This window comes from Salinimicrobium marinum, assembly GCF_014651535.1.
GTDB classification, from domain to species: Bacteria; Bacteroidota; Bacteroidia; order Flavobacteriales; family Flavobacteriaceae; genus Salinimicrobium; species Salinimicrobium marinum.
In genome coordinates this window covers 550,864-569,827 of sequence record NZ_BMXB01000001.1, presented here as the reverse complement: position 1 = coordinate 569,827, position 18,964 = coordinate 550,864, and the positions used below count along the sequence as shown (strand labels likewise).

Annotated in this window: 17 protein-coding genes; 6 read left to right on the top strand and 11 right to left on the bottom strand. The window is 42.5% G+C overall.

Translation table 11 applies throughout. The annotated features are described in order from the left end of the window. Positions 1-216 precede the first annotated feature (216 nt). On the top strand, positions 217-1,470 hold the full coding sequence (gene metK / locus IE056_RS02515) for a methionine adenosyltransferase (RefSeq protein ID WP_189603035.1): 1,254 nt from the start codon (positions 217-219) through the stop codon (positions 1,468-1,470). A 104-nt stretch (positions 1,471-1,574) separates the two neighbouring features. On the opposite strand, the gene IE056_RS02510 is transcribed toward metK, so the two are convergent. From IE056_RS02510 to IE056_RS02485, 6 genes are all read right to left on the bottom strand, one after another. After that, entirely contained in the window at positions 1,575-2,438 is an 864-nt protein-coding gene (locus tag IE056_RS02510) for an SRPBCC family protein (RefSeq protein ID WP_189603034.1), read from the bottom strand. Positions 2,439-2,605: 167 nt separating this feature from the next. Then, positions 2,606-3,754 (bottom strand): Gfo/Idh/MocA family protein, encoded by a 1,149-nt coding sequence (locus tag IE056_RS02505; protein WP_189603033.1) that lies wholly within the window; start codon positions 3,752-3,754, stop codon positions 2,606-2,608. Positions 3,755-3,765: 11 nt separating this feature from the next. Further along, positions 3,766-4,656 (bottom strand): SDR family oxidoreductase, encoded by an 891-nt coding sequence (locus IE056_RS02500; protein ID WP_189603032.1) that lies wholly within the window; start codon positions 4,654-4,656, stop codon positions 3,766-3,768. A 313-nt stretch (positions 4,657-4,969) separates the two neighbouring features. Then, positions 4,970-5,509, bottom strand: coding sequence for a DUF1697 domain-containing protein (locus tag IE056_RS02495; RefSeq protein ID WP_189603031.1), 540 nt, complete (start codon positions 5,507-5,509; stop codon positions 4,970-4,972). 43 nt (positions 5,510-5,552) lie between these two features. Then, entirely contained in the window at positions 5,553-5,999 is a 447-nt protein-coding gene (locus tag IE056_RS02490) for a cytochrome c oxidase assembly factor Coa1 family protein (RefSeq protein ID WP_189603030.1), read from the bottom strand. Between the two features lie 347 nt (positions 6,000-6,346). After that, a complete protein-coding gene (locus IE056_RS02485; protein WP_189603029.1) occupies positions 6,347-6,958 on the bottom strand; it encodes a phosphatase PAP2 family protein in 612 nt (203 codons plus the stop codon). Positions 6,959-7,160: 202 nt separating this feature from the next. On the opposite strand from IE056_RS02485, the gene IE056_RS02480 reads away from it, so the two are divergent. The 3 genes from IE056_RS02480 to IE056_RS02470 all read left to right on the top strand — a co-directional run bounded on the left by IE056_RS02480 (position 7,161) and on the right by IE056_RS02470 (position 10,691). After that, complete coding sequence (locus IE056_RS02480) at positions 7,161-8,525, top strand: acyl-CoA dehydrogenase family protein (protein ID WP_189603028.1); 1,365 nt, start codon at positions 7,161-7,163, stop codon at positions 8,523-8,525. A 16-nt stretch (positions 8,526-8,541) separates the two neighbouring features. After that, positions 8,542-9,468: a 2-hydroxyacid dehydrogenase gene (locus IE056_RS02475; RefSeq protein WP_189603027.1), complete on the top strand. Its 927-nt coding sequence runs from the start codon at positions 8,542-8,544 to the stop codon at positions 9,466-9,468. Between the two features lie 284 nt (positions 9,469-9,752). Beyond that, positions 9,753-10,691, top strand: a complete 939-nt coding sequence (locus IE056_RS02470; RefSeq protein WP_189603026.1) for a pyridoxal-phosphate dependent enzyme — start codon at positions 9,753-9,755, stop codon at positions 10,689-10,691. A 31-nt stretch (positions 10,692-10,722) separates the two neighbouring features. On the opposite strand, the gene IE056_RS02465 is transcribed toward IE056_RS02470, so the two are convergent. The 5 genes from IE056_RS02465 to IE056_RS02445 form a co-directional block, all read right to left on the bottom strand. Then, on the bottom strand, positions 10,723-11,241 hold the full coding sequence (locus tag IE056_RS02465; RefSeq protein WP_189603025.1) for a DinB family protein: 519 nt from the start codon (positions 11,239-11,241) through the stop codon (positions 10,723-10,725). A gap of 120 nt (positions 11,242-11,361) precedes the next feature. Then, complete coding sequence (locus IE056_RS02460; protein ID WP_189603024.1) at positions 11,362-11,820, bottom strand: nuclear transport factor 2 family protein; 459 nt, start codon at positions 11,818-11,820, stop codon at positions 11,362-11,364. A gap of 47 nt (positions 11,821-11,867) precedes the next feature. Further along, positions 11,868-12,671 (bottom strand): tetratricopeptide repeat protein, encoded by an 804-nt coding sequence (locus tag IE056_RS02455; protein ID WP_189603023.1) that lies wholly within the window; start codon positions 12,669-12,671, stop codon positions 11,868-11,870. A gap of 5 nt (positions 12,672-12,676) precedes the next feature. Beyond that, a complete protein-coding gene (locus tag IE056_RS02450) occupies positions 12,677-13,180 on the bottom strand; it encodes a hypothetical protein (protein ID WP_189603022.1) in 504 nt (167 codons plus the stop codon). 76 nt (positions 13,181-13,256) lie between these two features. Beyond that, positions 13,257-14,552, bottom strand: a complete 1,296-nt coding sequence (locus IE056_RS02445) for a M20 metallopeptidase family protein (RefSeq protein ID WP_189603021.1) — start codon at positions 14,550-14,552, stop codon at positions 13,257-13,259. A gap of 451 nt (positions 14,553-15,003) precedes the next feature. Here IE056_RS02445 and katG point away from each other — a divergent pair, with 451 nt between their 5' ends. Together katG and IE056_RS02435 are read left to right on the top strand one after the other, a co-directional pair. Further along, the gene (gene katG, locus IE056_RS02440; protein ID WP_189603020.1) at positions 15,004-17,271 is read left to right on the top strand and encodes a catalase/peroxidase HPI; all 2,268 of its coding nucleotides are present in this window, start codon (positions 15,004-15,006) and stop codon (positions 17,269-17,271) included. Between the two features lie 222 nt (positions 17,272-17,493). Continuing rightward, positions 17,494-18,600 carry a sensor histidine kinase gene (locus tag IE056_RS02435; protein WP_189603019.1) on the top strand — a complete coding sequence of 369 codons (1,107 nt, stop codon included), beginning with the start codon at positions 17,494-17,496 and terminating at the stop codon, positions 18,598-18,600. Positions 18,601-18,964: the final 364 nt, after the last annotated feature.

The window sequence follows — 18,964 nt, the reverse complement described above, 5'->3', positions numbered from 1 at the left end:
TTGTGTCCCTTGCAACTCCTGATTTTCCCATTTAAGTGAGAAAAAGAAGTTAAACCGCAGGGAGGGTTTAATGTAATTTTTATACATTTGCTCCTGATTTATTACAGGGAATGATTTGACTGATTGCAACCCTTAAAAAATGCTAAAGCAGTGAAAACTCCTCTAGCGCTTCACGTCAAAAATTTCCATTCTGAAATTTAATTTAAAACAAGAAGCATGGCTTATTTATTTACTTCAGAGAGTGTTTCTGAGGGCCACCCGGATAAAATTGCAGACCAGATTAGTGATACTCTTTTAGATAATTTCCTTGCCTTTGATGAAAAATCGAAAGTAGCTTGTGAGACCCTTGTTACTACAGGACAGGTTGTGCTTGCGGGGGAAGTGAGAAGTGACACTTATCTTGATGTCCAGAATATCGCCCGTGAAGTTATTAATGATATCGGCTACACCAAAGGCGCCTACAAGTTTAGCGGGGATTCCTGCGGAGTTATTTCTTTGATCCATGAGCAATCCCAGGAAATTTTTCAGGGTGTGGATCGTGAGGATAAGGAACAGGGCGCAGGTGACCAGGGAATGATGTTTGGATATGCCACTAATGAAACCGAAAACTACATGCCGCTGGCACTGGATATTTCCCATAAGATCCTGATAGAACTTGCAAAACTAAGAAGGGAAGATATAGATATTACTTATCTAAGACCAGACTCTAAAAGTCAGGTAACCATAGAATACAACGATGACAATATTCCGCAGCGAATTGTAGCAATAGTTGTGTCCACCCAGCACGATGAATTTGATGAGGATGACAACAGGATGCTCAACAAAATTAAAAAAGATATCCTGGAAATCCTTATTCCAAGGGTGAAAGAACAACTTCCCGAATATGTACAAAAATTATTCAACGACGAAATAAAATATCATATCAATCCCACCGGAAAGTTTGTAATTGGTGGTCCACACGGCGATACCGGACTTACAGGAAGGAAAATTATTGTAGACACATACGGCGGAAAAGGTGCACACGGGGGTGGGGCATTTTCAGGAAAAGATCCAAGCAAAGTAGACAGATCTGCGGCTTATGCTTCACGACATGTGGCTAAAAACCTGGTGGCTGCAGGAATAGCCGACGAGGTACTGGTACAGGTATCTTACGCTATTGGCGTCGTGGAACCAACTTCTATTGCAGTAGAGACCTATGGAACTTCTAAAGTCGACATGAAAGACGGAGAAATTGCAAAGAAAGTAGGCGAGATTTTTGATATGCGACCTGCTGCCATTGAAAAACGCCTTAAGTTAAGAAACCCTATTTACCGTGAAACAGCAGCATACGGGCATATGGGAAAAGAATCAAGAACCGTTACCAAAATTTTTGAAAGTCCTTATAATGGAAGAGTAAAAAAAGAAGTGGAATTATTCACCTGGGAAAAACTGGATTATGTTGACCGGGTAAAGGAAGCTTTCGGAATTTAGATTCTTTCTCCAAAAGGAAAACAAAAAACAGAAAAGAGGCTGAATCCCCAACAAAGAATTCAGCCTCTTTCATTTCCTGACTTTATGCAACAAATTATAGTATTCTAGTATAATATCTTTCCTGCCGGTTTACTCTTTCTCTTTTCCTCACCTCCTTCTTCCATGTGTTTTTTGAACTGCTTCAGGTCCTTTTTAACGGTTTTCTCAAAAGCCGGGTTCAGCATTTTTGCAGCGTAATCCCCTACTTTTCCTGCGGGTGGGCGATAAAAAATTGTAGTTTCCACAATAGTACCTTTTCCCGCGGGTGCATCTTTAAACTGTACCTCCCCAGAATTTTCGATATCGGCATCTGCGATTGACCTCCAGGAAATATATTCATCTTCATGGTCCTGTTCGATGACTGCTTCCCATTCTATCGTTCCCAGTCCCCCTGGAATTGCCGCTGTCCATTTGGATCTTCGGTCATCAATTTCTTCAATTTCCCGAATGTGACTCATGAAATTCGGGAGGTTTTCCAATTTTTTCCAATAAGCATAAAGCTCTTTCCGTGACCTCTTGATTGTTTGCTTCGTATGGAGTTCAATCTCACCTCCTTTTTTCGAAAAGGATATTCCTTTTTTAGCTCCCGTATAAAGCAGGGCTCCACCGGCCACTACTCCTGCAATTCCGAGGAGTTTGTTTTTATTAACTTTAAGAGAAGTAAGAAAACTACTTTTAGAATCTTCTGAATGTACATCCCGGCTTTGGGTTTTGTTCACCCGCACCGTACGGCTTCCGGGGCCAGAAATGGGCGGTTTCTGAGATCCCCAGGAATGTCCTTCTTGATTCCCCTCATTCTGCTGAACATTCGAACCTGCAGGCTCCTTTACCTCTTTAGATTTCTTCGCTTTAGTGCTATCTTTTTTCTTTCCGGATCTAGATTTCTTCTTTTTAGACTCTTCCTTCTTGTCCTGATCTTTCGCTGCCATATTCTGAGTTTTTAAAGTTCGTAAAATGATTCTTTTAAAGTTACAATGACAGAATCTTTACACCACATACATCATGCTAAATGTTTGACAATTAACAATTTAATAGTTAACACTATTTTTATAAATGCCTCTTCTTGTTTGCAACTAAAGATCTGAAGAGAATGAAGTTAATACTGAATTTCCACCCTTTTACCACCATTTTCAGCAGACTCATAGATCGCCATGAGAATCTTCATATCCCGAACGCCCATTTCGCCCGGCACGATCGATTCCTGATTATTCCGGAAACTTTCTGCCTGACTATCCATTTGGTTTACCTGCTCGTAAACATTCGGAAAATCCATTTTCCCTTCGCTGGTTTCCCCTTTTTTTCCTTCATAGGAATACGCGGGATCAAGTTTCCACCAGCCGTTTTCTGCCTCCCCGTACAGCAGCTTCTTCTCTTCGGGATCGGCATAACTGGTTTCGCATTCGGCAACGACCCCATCTTCAAATTCCATTTCCCATTTCACCGATTGTTCCACATCCCGGAAATAAGCAGGATGTGTTACCTCCCCAAATTTAGCTTTAACTGCAACAGGTGGTTTTCCCATTGTGTAGACAGCTCCCTGTACACAATAAATTCCCAGGTCCATTAATGGTCCGCCGCCTGCACGTTCTTTGTCGAGTCGCCAAACATCAAGGCTGCCGCTGGTCATATCACTGCTGTCTGCAGCTTTAATACTTTGCACTTTTCCGAAGATCTCATTCTGCCCCAGTTCCATAACCCGTTTGTTGAAAGGTTCAAAATGGAGGCGGTACCCTATGGCAAGTTTTACTCCATTGGTATTACAGGCATCTACCATTCGCTGCGCCTCCTCTGCAGTGGTGGCCATAGGTTTCTCACAGATCACGTGTTTCTTAGCTTCGGCCGCACGTATGGTAAATTCTGCATGCATGGCTATGGGCAGTACAACGTATACTATGTCGATATCCTCATTACTGGCTATCTCATCAAAATTATTATAATTGTAGATATTTTTTTCAGGTAGATCATACTGCTGTTTCCATGCCTCTGCCTTGGCAGGAGAACCGGTAACGATCCCTGCCAGATAACAATTTTCTGTTTCCTGTAATGCCGGTGCCAGCTGGTTGGTACTGTAACGGCCTAATCCCACCAGCGCAATCCCTAATTTTTTAGCGGGATTACCAATGTCTCCGGCTGCTGCCGACATAAAAGAAAAAAGCGGGGAACTTAACGCAGCTCCCCCGGTAGCAAGTCCCACTCCTTTTATAAATTTTCTTCTTCCGTGATTATAGTTCTTGTCATTCTTCATTTCTGCCGATTTTAAATAGTGGGTCTTCCTCCTGTAGCCTGCACGGTAGAGCCGGTCATATAACTGGAATCTTCAGAAGCTAGCAGCACATAAATGGGTGCAAGCTCTGCCGGTTGGCCTGCCCTGCCAATAGGAGTGTCTTTTCCGAAAGATTTAACCTGATCCTGTGGCATGGTGGATGGGATCAACGGAGTCCAGATGGGTCCCGGAGCTACACAATTCACCCTAATTCCTTTTCCTGCAAGGCTTTGCCCAAGATTAGCCGTGAAATTCTGGATCGCTCCTTTTGTCGCTGCGTAAGCCAGCAACTGTGGATGTGGTTTATAAGCGTTAATGGAAGTAGTATTCACGATGGTACTTCCCGGCTTCAAGTGTGGTTCTGCAGCTTTGCACAACCAGAACATGGAGTAAATATTGGTTTTAAAAGTGTAATCCCATTCCTCGGTAGACACATCCTGTAACGATTCTCGTGCCATTTGAAAAGCGGCATTATTTACCAGGATATCTATGTGACCAAATTCTTCCACTGCCCGCTGCACAATCTTTTTACAATGGTTTTCATCACTCACATCGCCTGCCAAAAGCACAGCTTTCTTTCCTGCATCCCGCACATACTGTGCTGTTTTGTCGGCATCTTCATGTTCCTTGAGATAAGAGATCAAAACGTTGGCACCCTCACGTGCAAAGGCTATGGCCACAGCCCTTCCTATACCAGAATCACCTCCCGTAATAATAGCATTCCTGCCTTCCAGTTTCCCAGATCCTTTATAAGTTTCTTCCCCATGATCCACTTTTGGATTCATTTCTTTTTCGCTGCCAGGCACCTGCTGTTCCTGCTCAGGATATGGAGGCTGCTCATGTTTGTCCCGGGGATCTTTCATTTGTCCTTCTTCGTTTCTCATCATTTACTTTTTTTAAATTGATTGTGACCGCCAGAATATGATTCCTTCTGAAAAATAGCTTCAAACGAAACTTTCTACATCAACTGACAATGGCCTTTTCTATAAAATTAAAATTATCAATCTGCCTGAAGGAGAAACAACCCTATAAATTTTTACTAAACTTTAGGGTAAGGTTCTTAAAATTAGTCCTCTATAATGAGTTTTAAATCTGAAATGAGGAGTATTCGAGTTGCAGATACAAATACACGAAACGCAAAAAACAGGAAGAATTATTACTTTGTTAGAAACCGAAGACAACACTACTGATTTAATCTTAGGATAGTTCCTGAAGTTTCAGCACGGTCTTCCAGTTACGGGTAGTGGCTGCTATTTTTAGTTTGCTCTCAAAGAATTTATTGGAAAGCTTTGACTGGTGATATTTCCCGGCACAATAAATAAAAACATGGTTTCCCGTAACTAAGAATTCATCAGGGGAATGATCATCCCGGGCTGTTTTCACAAGGGCTTCGGTTGCCGGGGTAACCCGAAGAAAAGTGAGATGCAGCCTTTTGATATCTATATTCTCTTTCTGGTAAAAAGGGTTTTGAGAGATGGCTTTATTCAGCTCTTCCGGGGTCCTTATAATTACCGGCACCTCAAATCCATAGGTCTCAAAAATAGCCTCCTGCAATTCCTCCTCCAGGATAGAGTTTTCCTGCTCTTTATTACTGCAGAAAATCACATTTCCACTCTGAATGTACGTGGTAACTTCGGAAAATCCCATACGTTCAAACAGCAACTTTAGATCCTTTATCAGGATCTTTCGTTTTCCACCGACATTGATCCCTCTTAGGATGGCTATATATTTTTTCATAGGATCTTATTTTCTGAAACCACTGTGGTCTTTCGCAGCAAAATTACTCTGATACTGCCAACACCCGGATCGTTTGCTTTTTTTCAGGTGGATTCTTGATCCGTACATCGATCTTGTGATACTTCCATTGTTCACCAGCCCTCTCTGCGGCAACATCCATCATTGCACTTGTTTTGGTTCCGTTGATCTTAATGGTCATCTCTACCGCATTATTATCTTCAGAATAACGCACTTCTCCATTTAGAACAGCCATCTTATCCACAGGCATTATTTCTCCTACTACCTCCCTTACCCGCGGATCTTCTCCGGCTTTTTGAACCGCATTTTCTACCAGGTCATCTTCGGCATAAGCCTGTGCGAAATTGTTGAAATGATCACCAAACATAGTGAAGGTAAAAAATCCTATGATCAGGATAAACACTCCGGCCAGCGGAACAAACCATTTCATATTCTGTTGCCACCATGTTCTTCGGGAACTATATTCGCTCATTGTTTTTGCTTTTAAATTTTATTTCCGGTAATAAAAGTTTTCCTCGAGAACAGCTTTTATATCACTCCTCCTTATATCTTAGTAATCGAGTTGTCGAATCACTTTGGTTTAAAACAATTTCAGATTAAAACATTTTCAACACTTCATAAAAAGCGTCCTAATGGCTAACAGAATTGGAAACATGAAATTATAATACTTTACAATTTAAAAAATAACTTCAGAACCTTTAGGATTATCTATAAAATTGAATCAGAATCATCTTTTTCTGAACAAAATAATTTAAAACAAGAAGCTTTTTCAGATTTGCAAAAATTTCAGAAGAAAAAGGGGTTTACTGAATAGACCTTCTAGAACTTATAGATAAATCCAACCATAAATTCCTCTTCAGAGCTGGTAAAGGTCAACGCCATATGCTCCCGCTGGTAAGGTGTTGTGAATAAAAAGCTGCTTCCAATCCCGGCTACGGTGCCCGCAAGTACATCCCAGCCGTCATGCCTGGTCGCATTGATCCTGCTATAAGCCGTAAGCCCCGCCAACATATACGCTGGTATTCCATATTCCCAGCCATACCTCAAATGGATAAATGACGCTGCCTGCATGGTAATGGAAGTATGCCCCGAGGGAAAAGCCTGTCCCCCACTATTAAAAGGCCGTCGCTTGTTCACTCCGTATTTTAGAGCCAGCGTAACTCCTGCATTTACTAGAAAGCCTTTGGTAAACTGCCATGATCCCTGCCTGTCCTCAAGAATTAAGGTAGTAAGAGCGGCAGTAGCTGGTAAGGCAACAAGAATGACATCTCCCGTAGACTCAAGAGCTTCACTGTTTGGTTCTATTAACTGTGCTTGCGAGGATGATGGCAGGAGAAACAACAAACAAAAAAAGAAGATGAACAATATTTTGTTCAATTCTGCACAGGCTTTGTTTAGAGCAAATTTGGAGCTACTGGAAATGTTTTGCATACTTTTTTAAATCTAACTTACTGAGGTTCTGATTATTTTCCAAGAAAAAGGTCCTTTTTTGAGAAAACAAAAGAGCATTAAAAAAAATCCATGTTTTATCATTTTATCTACTGCTGTCAGCATCGGGTGGTTTTCTTCTAATATCCTTAACAGGAAGTTATTTTAAAATCCCTAATTTTAATAAAATTCAAAAGAAAATCCTATGTCTCTCTTCGGAAAAGTAAAAAATACCATCAACCTTTTAAAAGGTGTTGATCTTGATCAACTGGCAAAAATACAGAAACAAATTGATCTGACTGAAGCAATGAAGGCCCTGGGATCTCTGGATGAACGGCAATTACAGGGGCTCATGAAAATGCTGAAAACAAAACGGAAAAAAGGTCAAAGCGACCTTCCTCCCATAGACGGTGATTTTTACAACCTGGACCTGAAGCTGACCGAAGAACAACGCGAACTTCAGCTTAAGGTGCGTAATTTCATGGAAGACGAGGTACGACCCCTGGTAAACGATCACTGGAACAGGGCTAAATTTCCTTTTGAGATCGTGGAGAAATTTGCCAAACTCAATATTACCGGTGTCCCTTATGAAGGCTACGGCTGCCCAAACCTTTCATTTCTCATGGAAGGGATCATCGCCCAGGAAATTGCCCGGGTAGATGTATCCATTTCCACATTTTTTGGCGTCCACAGTGGGCTCGCAATGGGTTCCATCTATCTCTGCGGAAGTGAGGAACAAAAGCAGGAATGGCTGCCAAAAATGCAGAAACTGGAAAAGATCGGAGCCTTTGGACTTACCGAACCTAATGTAGGATCGGGCGTGGCCGGGGGTATGGAAACTACCTGTAAATTCGATGGAGAGAACTGGGTGATCAACGGACAGAAAAAATGGATTGGCAATGCCACTTTTGCCGATGTGATCATCATCTGGGCAAGAGATGAAGACACCAACCAGGTAAAAGGTTTCCTCGTACGAAAAGGTAATCCCGGCTTTAAAGCCGAAAAAATGGAAGATAAAATGGCGCTCCGGATTGTGCAAAATGCCCTCATCACATTGACCGACTGTAAAGTTCCGGAAAGCGACCGACTTCAAAATGCCAATTCATTTAAAGATACCGCAAAAGTACTGAGAATGACCCGCGCCGGAGTGGCATGGCAGGCGGTAGGATGTGCCCGTGGCGCCTATGAAAGTGCTTTAAAATATACTAAAAAACGGGAGCAGTTTGGTCGGCCTATCGCATCCTACCAGTTGATCCAGAATCACCTGGTGGAAATGCTTTCCAACTTAACGGCCATGCAGACGATGGTTTTCAGACTTTCAGAATTGCAGGATCAGGATATCCTTAAAGATGAACATGCCTCTCTAGCAAAAGTATTCTGTAGCATGCGCACCCGTGATGTGGTAAGCCGGGCACGGGAAGTATTGGGCGGTAATGGGATCCTACTGGAGTATGATGTGGCGCGTTTCGTAGCCGATGCCGAAGCCATCTACAGCTACGAAGGCACCAAAGAGATCAATTCCTTGATCGTAGGTCGGGCGATTACCGGTTACAGCGCATTTGTAAATTAAAATTAAAAAGAAGTGAATGTCTATAGCAATAATTAGTGACAGGAATCCCGATGCCTGGATAAAAACCCTCAATGAGCATCAAAAAAAGATTGAGGTGGAAGTTTATCCGGATATCAGTAATAAAAATGAAGTGGAATATGCCCTGGTATGGAATCATCCGCAGGGAGTATTTAAAGAATTTCCGAATATAAAAGTCATTGCCTCCATGGGAGCGGGAGTAGATCATATTATGCAGGATCCTGAATTACCGGAAAATGTGAAAGTCATCCGCATCGTGGACGAACAGCTGGCCAAAGACATGGCAGAATTTGTGCTCGCACTTGTGCTAAATAAACTTCGGAATCTATCCCTGCACCATCATTTGGAACAGCAACAAGAATGGAAACCAAAAACCTATCAACGAATCGACGAGGTAAAGATCGGCATCATGGGCATAGGGGAACTCGGCAGCACGGTTAGTAAAAAACTAACCGAAAACGGATTTTCTGTGAGCGGCTGGGCAAATTCGAAAAAGGATCTTGAGAATATAAAGATCTATGCCGGGCAGGAAGAACTGGATCCTTTTCTGGCAGAAAGTGATATTCTAATTTGTCTTTTACCATTAACCCCCGATACCGAAAATATCCTGAATAAAGATCTCTTCAAAAAACTTCCTGAGAATGCATTTCTGATCAATGTTGCCCGCGGAAACCACCTGGTGGAGAATGACCTGATCGAGATGATAGATAGCGGGCACCTTTCGGGTGCCGCACTGGATGTGTTCCGGAAAGAACCACTGCCGGAAAAGCACCCGTTTTGGAAACATCCAAAAATCCAGGTTACTCCGCACATTGCAAGTGTGACCAAACCTTCATCGGTCGTCTCACAAATACTGGAAAATTATGAACGAATGAAAAACAAAGAAGAGCTGCAGAAAGTAGTGGATAAGGAAAAGGGGTATTAATTATTAGATGTGAGATTTTAGACTTGAGACGGTAGACTGTAGATTGTAGATTGGTCTTAGTTAATATTTTTTTACTGAATTGGGATTTGGGGTTTAAAAATTGGAATTTCCTGAGCATTTCCGGAGCGTGACGCTCCTTTGGAACCAATTTAAACTTAAAACTTTGCGGTACTTTGCTCTTTTAATCTTTGCGGTCCTTTGCGTGGAAAAGATTTGAGAGAGAACTCAGAATTTGTATAATAATCTTATCAATGTTTTATCTTCGGCTTTAAAAATCTTTTGTTATGAGCTCACATCCAGATCTAAAAGAAGTACTGCAACGAATTCAGCCTTACATTCACCGTACACCAGTGTTAACTTCAAAACTTCTGAATGAGATTTCGGGAGCAGAGCTTTTCTTTAAATGTGAGAACTTTCAGAAAATGGGGGCCTTTAAGATGAGAGGAGCGGCCAGTGCCATTTTACTACTTTCAGAAGAAAAACGACAAAAAGGGGTGGTAACACATTCCTCCGGAAATTTTGCACAGGCGGTCTCACTGGCGGCAAGAAATATTGGTGTTCCTGCCTACATCGTCATGCCCTCCTCTGCTCCGCAGGTAAAGAAAGATGCCGTAAAAGGTTATGGCGGAAAGATCACCCAGTGTGCTCCCAATCTTGCGGCCCGGGAAAAAGCAGCGAAAAAGATCATTGAAGAAACCGGAGCTACTTTTGTACATCCCTCGAATGACCTGGAGGTGATCTACGGACAGGGCACTGCAGCCCTTGAGCTGTTACAGGATTATCCCGATCTGGATTATGTAGTGACCCCGGTGGGCGGCGGCGGACTCATTGCCGGGTCGGCATTGGCGGTTTCCTTGATTTCAGAAAAATGCAAAACCCTAGGAGTCGAACCCTTTGAAGCCGATGACGCTTACCGTTCCCTCCAGAGCGGCAACATTGAAACCAACGAGAGCGCCAACACCATAGCCGACGGATTAAGAACTCAATTAGGCGACAAGAATTTCCCTATCATTAAGGAACATGTTTCGGAGATTATTCGGGTGGAGGAAGAGGAAATCATCGCTGCACTACGATTGATCTGGGAACGAATGAAGATAATTGCAGAACCCTCCAGTGCAGTAGCCCTTGCCGGAGTTTTAAGAGAAAAAGAAAAATTCCGCGGAAAGAAAGTCGGAATTATTATTTCGGGCGGGAATGTGGATCTTCAGAATTTGCCGTTTTAGATCTGCTGAAAATGCTGCAGAAATTTTATAATTAAAACCTGTTTCCCTCCTTCAGCACACTCACCGTTACGAGGAGTTGACCCACGTGCCGATGACTGTGTTCGGCGGCATGGAAGAGGAGCCCTATGACGGTGGATGGAAGTTTTTTTCTGCCCACCGTTCTTTTTTCTGTTAATGTGGCTTCGGGTGTATTTTCAATAACCTTTAGAGCTTCTTCCATTTTGGATTTAAAAGGCTCCGTTAATGATTTTACACTCGAATGTGTTTCAGGATTTCCTTCATTTTTCAGGTACTCAAACTGTGTTTCAGAAAGTGGTTTTCCCGCTGCATACGTCAACATTCTGTCCAGCACGCCAGTGAGATGCTGCATATGAAATCCCACGGAAGCCCTTCCCGCCGGTTTCTCCCAAAGCAATTGCTCCGGAAAATCTGTTGTGTATTTTTCCACATCTTCCTTCGCCTGCAGCAATGCGTGTGCCGCAGGTTGCAGTAAGGCGGGAATCTTCGCCAAACTACCCCGCAGCCAGACTTCGGGTTTGTTGTTATTCATAATATGCAAGATTAATTCAAAGATGCTGAAATAAATCCAACATGACGCTCTTTTAATGATCAGAATCGTCACCCTATCCCGAAGTTTCGGAAGTTCAGGGTCCATTTATCGCAAAAATTATCATTCCTTCTCCACCACCGTGGAATGCAGCATCTGAAGCTTCCAGCCTTCTTCGGTTTTAATGGCGGTGGCGCTTTCCAGCCAGTTCATCTCACCTACCACTTCCCCATCTTTTTCAAAACTGGCTTTGTTGTGATAGGCGATCCAGGCCATGTTTCCTTCAATTTTAATCTCGACAAACTCAAAAGAATTGATTCTTTCAGGCTGATTCTTTTGCTGTGCTGCCCTGTTCATATAATTTTTAATCATTTCAATATCCCAGACTTCCCCGTTTTCCAGCAGCAGGAAATCTTCGGTGTAATAGGTTCCAAGGGTCCCCGGATTAAGATTGGAAAAAATTTCCTGAAAAGAATCTACAATAAGATTTTTCAGAAGTTCTTCATCGGATTCTTTAGAGGTTTGCGCTGCCGCCGGGATGGTGATCAACAGCATAAACAAAAATGGAAGTGCTTTTTTCATAGATGGTCATTTTGATTTTGAACCGATTCACAAGAAGCTATCATATTTTACAGTCTGGATAGCTCCTCTTTCACCTCCAGAATATCCTGAAGATAAATTTCGTTTAGAAATTCCTTGTAGGCGTCGTCACGTTTGTAATTCAAATTTTCTTCAGCCTTTAAAACGTGCTCTTCAGCCTTTTTAAAATTATCGCGTTGTTGATATGCTTTTGCCAGACCCAGATGCGCTTCGGGAGTAGCTCCTGCCTGTTCCAAAGCTCGGTGGAATTCTGCAATGGCTTTTTCATATTTGCCCAATTCATATTCAGAAAGCCCCAGGTACACGAACGTCTGTACATCGGCCCAGTCTTCTCCCAGGTTTTCCAGGCTTCGGCTGAAAGCAGAAATTGCATTCCGGAAATCAGCTTTTCCGAAGTAAGCTTCCCCTCTAAGAAAATCTATATCTTCACCCCAGGGCGCATCCACAAAGTTGGGCGTAAGCTGGTCCAGTCGGTTGAAATCCGCCAAAGCATTATCGTAATCTCTTAGAAACCGGAGTTTCATATAACCGCGATACCCAAGATGCGCTTTAGGATCCAGCTCCACAGCCTTGTCCAGCAACCGGAAACCTTCCGCGTATTTCCCACGCTTGTTCAAGGCGACCGACTGTTCAAAATAGGCAGCAGCATAATCGGGATGCTGCCAGGTGAGAAAATTAAACATGGTTTGAGAGAGATGCATTCCCTGCATATTTCCGGCAAAACTGAATCTTTCTTCCTTAGGCATTACAAACATCAGCAGGATAAAACACAGGGAGTAGCTGAACAGCAGCACTGTCACAATCACTTTTAATACTTTGAAGAACTTTTTCATAGGATTTAAAAAATATCGGTGATTTTTCCGTTTTCAATTTTGAAGTGAACCTGGGCATAGCTATTCAGCTTTTCGTCTTCCCCTTCCCCCGGCTCCCACTGGTCAAGTTTCGCAATGGCTGCTTGCAGCTTTTCTATTTTCTCCGGATCAAATGCTGTTTCCTCCAGATCGTCATTTACCGATTTTGCCCTGAAAAGGCCGGTCTCTCCTTTGCAATTCACTACAAACCGAAAGGTGATTAAGCCCGACCGGTCAAAATGGATATTTTCATGCTGCAATTCTTCCAGAATTTGCTTTTTGATCGCTCTTTCCCCGCCATTGTAATCTACTCCGTAAGAATTATACTCCTGCAAAACATATTCGTTACTGCAAAGGCTAAAATCAGGATCATCCAGCTCTTTATTAAACGAAATATCTCCCACACGGTTATTCATCTGGTGATAAAACCAGCCGGTGGCCACAATGGCCAGCAGCAGGCTTATAAGTAGTAAAAGATTTATTTTGCTCAACATTTTATTTTTTATGGTTTTACATTTCTAAGTTCATTATCGCTTTTCCAGCCTTAAAATGATTCTCAGCATTTAACTATTCAGCTTTGAGTCTTTCAATGATCATCGACGAAAAATAGTTTACGCCCACTTTGATGCTTTCTTCATCTACTGCAAAATCGGGCGAATGAGGCATAGGTATCATTCCTGTCTCGTAATTTGCACCTCCCAGAAAAAAATACACACCAGGGATTTCTTTCTGAAAATACGCAAAATCATCTCCGCGGTCTGCGGTTACCACACCATAAAGCGGAATCACACTTTTCTCCCCGTAAATTTCTTTTATGCTGTTTACCGTTTTTTCGGTTAGATCTTTATCATTGACCACCACTGCTTTTTCATAAGAATAATCTGCAGAAATCAAATTTTCTGAATATTCTGAATCCGTTAATGTTTTTCGTAACACTGTCAGAAATGTATCCAGTGGTTTTTTGTCATCGGAATGTAAATAGGCTTTTATAACCAATTGATCGTTGGTCTGGTCAATCTCAAAGTTTTCCTTTACCGCCAGAAAATCTTTAAATACCGTATTTGGATTTTCAATTCCAATTTCGGGATCTCCCAGATTTGCCGGATTCCAAAATTCGCTATCCGCCGGAACATTTTGAAGGCCCGATATGAGCTTTTTAGTGTAATTAATCAAGGAATCCTCATTACCGGATTTTTGATACACCACCTCTACCCTATTTGTGTGGGCATAAATATTTCCGGCTTTTGTTGCAATGCTTCCCACCGGAAAAGGTGAAATGTGCAATCCGTAGATCTCATCTGCAGATATTTTCTGAAAAAGTCCGTCGTCAATCATTGCTTTGGCTCCTTTGTAGTTTTCTTCAGAAGGTTGAAAAACGAAATAAACATTTCCTTTCAGCGAATCCTTTTGCCCTGACAATACATTGGCTATTCCCAGTCCTATGGCAGTATGCACATCGTGGCCGCAAATATGCCGGACTCCCTCATTTTTAGATTCAAAAGCCACCACATCGGGAATATTGGAAGGCATGGCATCAATGTCTGCACGCCAGGCGATACTTTTTCCGGGTCTTTCCCCCTTCAGGATCCCAACCACTCCATATCCGCCAATCCCGGTCTTTACTTCGAGACCAAGCGCAGTTAAATACTCCGTTATTTTTTCAGAAGTTCTTTTTTCCTGTTCAGAAACTTCAGGATAAACGTGAAAATCCCTGCGGATGGCTACAAGACTGTCAAAAATTTCTTCTGTTTGCGCCTGCACATAAGAGTGAATTTCATGTTCCTGCAAGTTTGACTGCCCAAACGCAGAAAAACCAAATAGCACCACCACCCCTTTTTTAAAACAAGACATTATAATTCTCATAAATATACTAATAAGCAGCCGGCATGGAAAACCGGCCATAGTAGGGGATTTGTTAAAACTACAATAATCTTTTCAGGATAACCAGCAGAATTCTTTACAAATTTCCATGTTTTACCAGAAATTATACTTTTCATCCTTTTAAATTTCGGTTATTTCATCTTTAGCAAATCAAAGATTTTCAAAAGCTTATGGTTTCTAAAACAGGCTTTTTAACAGAAAATTTTTATATTTAGGGAGTGTCGGTATTCAGGGGAACGGGAGGTCATTTAGAGCCCGATTTTATTCTGCCAAAAACACATTATTGACTACTGCTGCATTCCGCAGAATTCCGCTTTTTTTATACCTGTCATAGGTTTTGCTTAATTACCATAGCTAAAAGATATGGTAATTTTAAAACCATAAGAAAACATTATAGTATTTTTACTTTGTTAACTTTTTAAAACTCTCCACAATGGAAAAAAACGAACATCGCAATTCACCCGGAACTCATAAAGCCTGGGAAGTAAACGATTCAGAAAGATGCCCTTTTTTAGGCGGCGCTCTAGACAAAACAGCCGGTAGCGGAACTTCCAACCGCGACTGGTGGCCAAATATGCTGAATTTAACCATTCTGCGACAACACTCCAACCTGTCCGACCCAATGGGCGAGGATTTTAATTATGCCGAAGAATTTAAGAAACTGGATCTTGCTGCAGTAAAGAAAGATCTTCATAAATTAATGACCGACTCCCAGGACTGGTGGCCGGCAGATTACGGGCACTACGGCGGATTATTCATTCGTATGGCCTGGCACAGCGCGGGTACTTACCGTATAGGTGATGGCCGTGGCGGGGCAAGTTCTGGTTCACAGCGTTTCGCACCCCTTAACAGCTGGCCCGATAACGCTAACCTTGACAAGGCACGTTTACTGCTATGGCCTATCAAACAGAAATACGGAAGAAAGATCTCCTGGGCCGATCTTATGATCCTTACCGGAAATGTGGCCCTGGAATCTATGGGCCTAAAACCATTCGGATTTGGTGGTGGTCGAGAAGACATCTGGGAATCTGAAGAAGATATCTACTGGGGATCTGAAGGGGAATGGCTGGGAAACCATGAACGCTATGCAGATGAAAACAACCTGGAGCAACCTCTGGGGGCTTCTCACATGGGGCTTATCTATGTAAATCCTGAAGGACCTAACGGAAATCCCGATCCTCTTGGTTCTGCAAAGGACATTCGCGAAACCTTTGGACGTATGGCGATGAACGACTATGAAACTGTTGCTCTTATTGCCGGTGGTCATACCTTCGGAAAAACCCACGGTGCTGCCGATGCCAACGAACATGTAGGTGCAGAACCTGCAGGTGCGGCTATCGAAGAAATGGGACTTGGATGGAAAAACTCCCATGGAACCGGAAATGCCGGGGATACCATTACCAGCGGACTTGAAGGGGCATGGACCAGCACGCCCACTAAATGGAGTAACGGATTTTTTGACAACCTGTTTGGATTTGAATGGGAATGTCACAAAGGACCGGGTGGTGCTTTCCAATGGAGACCAAAAGACGGCGCGGGAGCAGGAACTATTCCTGATGCCCATGATCCCGAAAAGAAACATCAGCCGTTTATGCTGACTTCAGATATTGCATTAAAAGAAGATCCTGCTTACGGGAAGATCTCCAAACACTTCCACGAGAATCCGGAAGAATTTGCAGAAGCTTTCTCCAGGGCATGGTATAAATTAACACACCGTGACATGGGCCCTATCGAAAGATACCTTGGCCCGGAAGTACCTTCTGAAGAATTGTTGTGGCAGGATCCACTTCCGAAACGTGATTATGAGTTGATCGACGATAAGGACATTGAAGCCTTAAAGAAAATGATCCTGAATTCCGGACTTTCGGTACCTCAGCTGGTTACTACCGCGTGGGGATCTGCAGTAACATTCAGGAATTCAGATAAACGTGGAGGAGCCAACGGAGCAAGAATTCGCCTGGCGCCACAAAAAAACTGGGAAGTGAACAATCCGGCACAATTGCAGCAGGTATTGAACAAACTGGAAGAAATTCAGGAAGAATTCAATAACTCACAATCCGGAAATAAAAAGGTTTCCCTTGCAGATCTTATCGTGCTGGGAGGTTGTGTAGCCGTGAGAAAAGCCGCTAAAGATGCAGGATTTGACATAGGGGTACCATTCACTCCGGGACGTACAGATGCTACAGAAGAAATGACAGATGCCGAAATGTTCGATCCGCTAGAGCCGATTGGAGATGGTTTCAGAAATTATATAAAGAAACACAACAGCCTGTCGGCTTCAGCTGAAGAACTGCTGGTGGACCGTTCACAGCTTTTAACTCTTACTGCACCCGAAATGACTGCTTTGGTGGGAGGAATGCGCGTGCTTAACGCCAACTTTGACGGATCGCAGCACGGAGTATGGACCAAACGTCCGGGGCAGCTTACCAACGATTTCTTTGTGAACCTGCTGGATATGACCACTACCTGGAAAGCAACTTCAGATGAGCAGAATGTATTTGAAGGAAGCGACCGCAATACCGGAGAAGTAAAATGGACAGGAACAAGGGTTGACCTCATTTTTGGATCAAATTCTGAACTGAGAGCCATTTCTGAAGTTTATGGATGCGTGGATTCCCAGGAAAAATTTGTGAAGGATTTCGTGAAAGCATGGAACAAGGTGATGAACCTTGACCGTTTTGATCTTCACCAAAATACTTAGAATTTTAGATTGAGTTTTGTTTGTTTATGGAAGGTGGCCCGGAAACGGGCCATTTTTTTGTTTCAGAAGTAAAGATGTAGTAGTTTTCTACTTCCGCAGAGGTAGTATTCCCATGGATTCCATAAAAAAAATTTCTTAAAGTTTGTATGTTTTTGCACCTTTTTAAAGGTATTAATCCCGTTCTTTACATCTTGCTTTTTTTTAAAATGCTGATTTTAATTTATGTCTGAAATACCTCGAAACGATGCCCGCCAACTACGAAAATTGAATTTTGATCTTGCTAATTACTTTTCCAATACCATCATTCCGCAACTCTTTGTGGATGCAGATCTTATCTTAAGGATCTTCACTCCGCCTGCCATGAAACAGTTTTCTTTGTCTTATGACCATGTGGGCCGCAGTATTCACGACGTGAAGGACAACATTCGCTACCCTACGTTTGTGGAGAATATTAAAGAAGTCATCGCTACGAATACCATCCTGGAAAAGGAGGTGCAGACTACAGATGGCAAATGGTTTGAAATGAACATTATACCTTACATTGAGCACGAGCAAAACATTACCAATGGCGTCATCATCACCTTTGTGGATATTACCAGGCGTTTGCACGCACTAAAAGAACTGGAAAAACTTAATTCTCAGCATGAAACCCTAATGTTTGCCCTGTCACATGATATAAGGCAGCCCATTTCGGCCATTACTTTACTGGCAGATGCACTGGCGCAGGCCCATAAAAAGAATGATTCCCTGCAGTTCGAGAAATGGATTGGTAGCCTGAAACAGGCTTCCAAAAGCCTGGCCGCGATGGTAGACGATTTCACTTCAGATAATGAGAAGATCGGCAAGGAAGAATCTCCCGAGCAACGACTGAATATTCAGGAAATATGCGGCGATGTACTTACGGCTTTAAAAACTGAGATAAGGCTACATAAAATTGAAATTGTAAAGAACTTCAATGCTTCAGAAATTATCTTTCCAAAGAATAATTTAAGAAGTATTTTCTATAATCTGGTGCACAACGCCATCAAATACAGGGATCCTAACAAGGCGACCAGGATTGAGATCACCACCGTAAAAGTGAGGAATTTTGTCATTTTGTGCGTCAAGGACAATGGCCCCGGAATAGCAAAGGAACATCAAAACAAGGTTTTTGTAAAATCTTCCAGAATAAGGGAAGACGTCAAAGGAACAGGCATGGGCCTTTATATCGCCAAAAAGATGATAGAAACCAATGGCGGCAGGATCAAGCTGGAAAGTACTCCCGGCGAAGGCTCCACGTTTAGTGTATTCTTAAAAAGTGAATTTTCGGAAGAAGAACCAGATGTTTAGTTAATGTCTGCCCTAACGGAGTTGAGGTGTCTCATTCCCCGGGATAGCTCCAATTCCTGACACATCGATCCGTAAGTTCGAGTGGTACAATTTGAGCCCGGGCGAGAATTGGGGTATATCGAGAACCTTTCTCGATACATTTTTTCTAATCCCCCCTGTCGATTTATGATTCTGCTTAAGTAAAGCTGAATTTGTTGAAACGCCATTCTGAATTTATTTCAGAAACTAATTCCCATATAACCTTGTCAGGAGCGGAGTCGCGACCTGCTAAGTTAAAGGCTGTTCCATTGAAACATTGGTTTACTTTGGAATCTTTAAAAGCATTCACCCTGCAGTATACGATATTTATATGAACAGATGCTTC

Bases quoted from the DNA above. Each gene is read 5' to 3' on its own strand.
- metK (WP_189603035.1), top strand. From the start codon at position 217: ATGGCTTATTTATTTACTTCAGAGAGTGTTTCTGAGGGCCACCCGGAT.
- IE056_RS02510 (WP_189603034.1), bottom strand. From the start codon at position 2,438: ATGGCAGCGAAAGATCAGGACAAGAAGGAAGAGTCTAAAAAGAAGAAA.
- IE056_RS02505 (WP_189603033.1), bottom strand. From the start codon at position 3,754: ATGAAGAATGACAAGAACTATAATCACGGAAGAAGAAAATTTATAAAA.
- IE056_RS02500 (WP_189603032.1), bottom strand. From the start codon at position 4,656: ATGAGAAACGAAGAAGGACAAATGAAAGATCCCCGGGACAAACATGAG.
- IE056_RS02495 (WP_189603031.1), bottom strand. From the start codon at position 5,509: ATGAAAAAATATATAGCCATCCTAAGAGGGATCAATGTCGGTGGAAAA.
- IE056_RS02490 (WP_189603030.1), bottom strand. From the start codon at position 5,999: ATGAGCGAATATAGTTCCCGAAGAACATGGTGGCAACAGAATATGAAA.
- IE056_RS02485 (WP_189603029.1), bottom strand. From the start codon at position 6,958: ATGCAAAACATTTCCAGTAGCTCCAAATTTGCTCTAAACAAAGCCTGT.
- IE056_RS02480 (WP_189603028.1), top strand. From the start codon at position 7,161: ATGTCTCTCTTCGGAAAAGTAAAAAATACCATCAACCTTTTAAAAGGT.
- IE056_RS02475 (WP_189603027.1), top strand. From the start codon at position 8,542: ATGTCTATAGCAATAATTAGTGACAGGAATCCCGATGCCTGGATAAAA.
- IE056_RS02470 (WP_189603026.1), top strand. From the start codon at position 9,753: ATGAGCTCACATCCAGATCTAAAAGAAGTACTGCAACGAATTCAGCCT.
- IE056_RS02465 (WP_189603025.1), bottom strand. From the start codon at position 11,241: ATGAATAACAACAAACCCGAAGTCTGGCTGCGGGGTAGTTTGGCGAAG.
- IE056_RS02460 (WP_189603024.1), bottom strand. From the start codon at position 11,820: ATGAAAAAAGCACTTCCATTTTTGTTTATGCTGTTGATCACCATCCCG.
- IE056_RS02455 (WP_189603023.1), bottom strand. From the start codon at position 12,671: ATGAAAAAGTTCTTCAAAGTATTAAAAGTGATTGTGACAGTGCTGCTG.
- IE056_RS02445 (WP_189603021.1), bottom strand. From the start codon at position 14,552: ATGAGAATTATAATGTCTTGTTTTAAAAAAGGGGTGGTGGTGCTATTT.
- katG (WP_189603020.1), top strand. From the start codon at position 15,004: ATGGAAAAAAACGAACATCGCAATTCACCCGGAACTCATAAAGCCTGG.
- IE056_RS02435 (WP_189603019.1), top strand. From the start codon at position 17,494: ATGTCTGAAATACCTCGAAACGATGCCCGCCAACTACGAAAATTGAAT.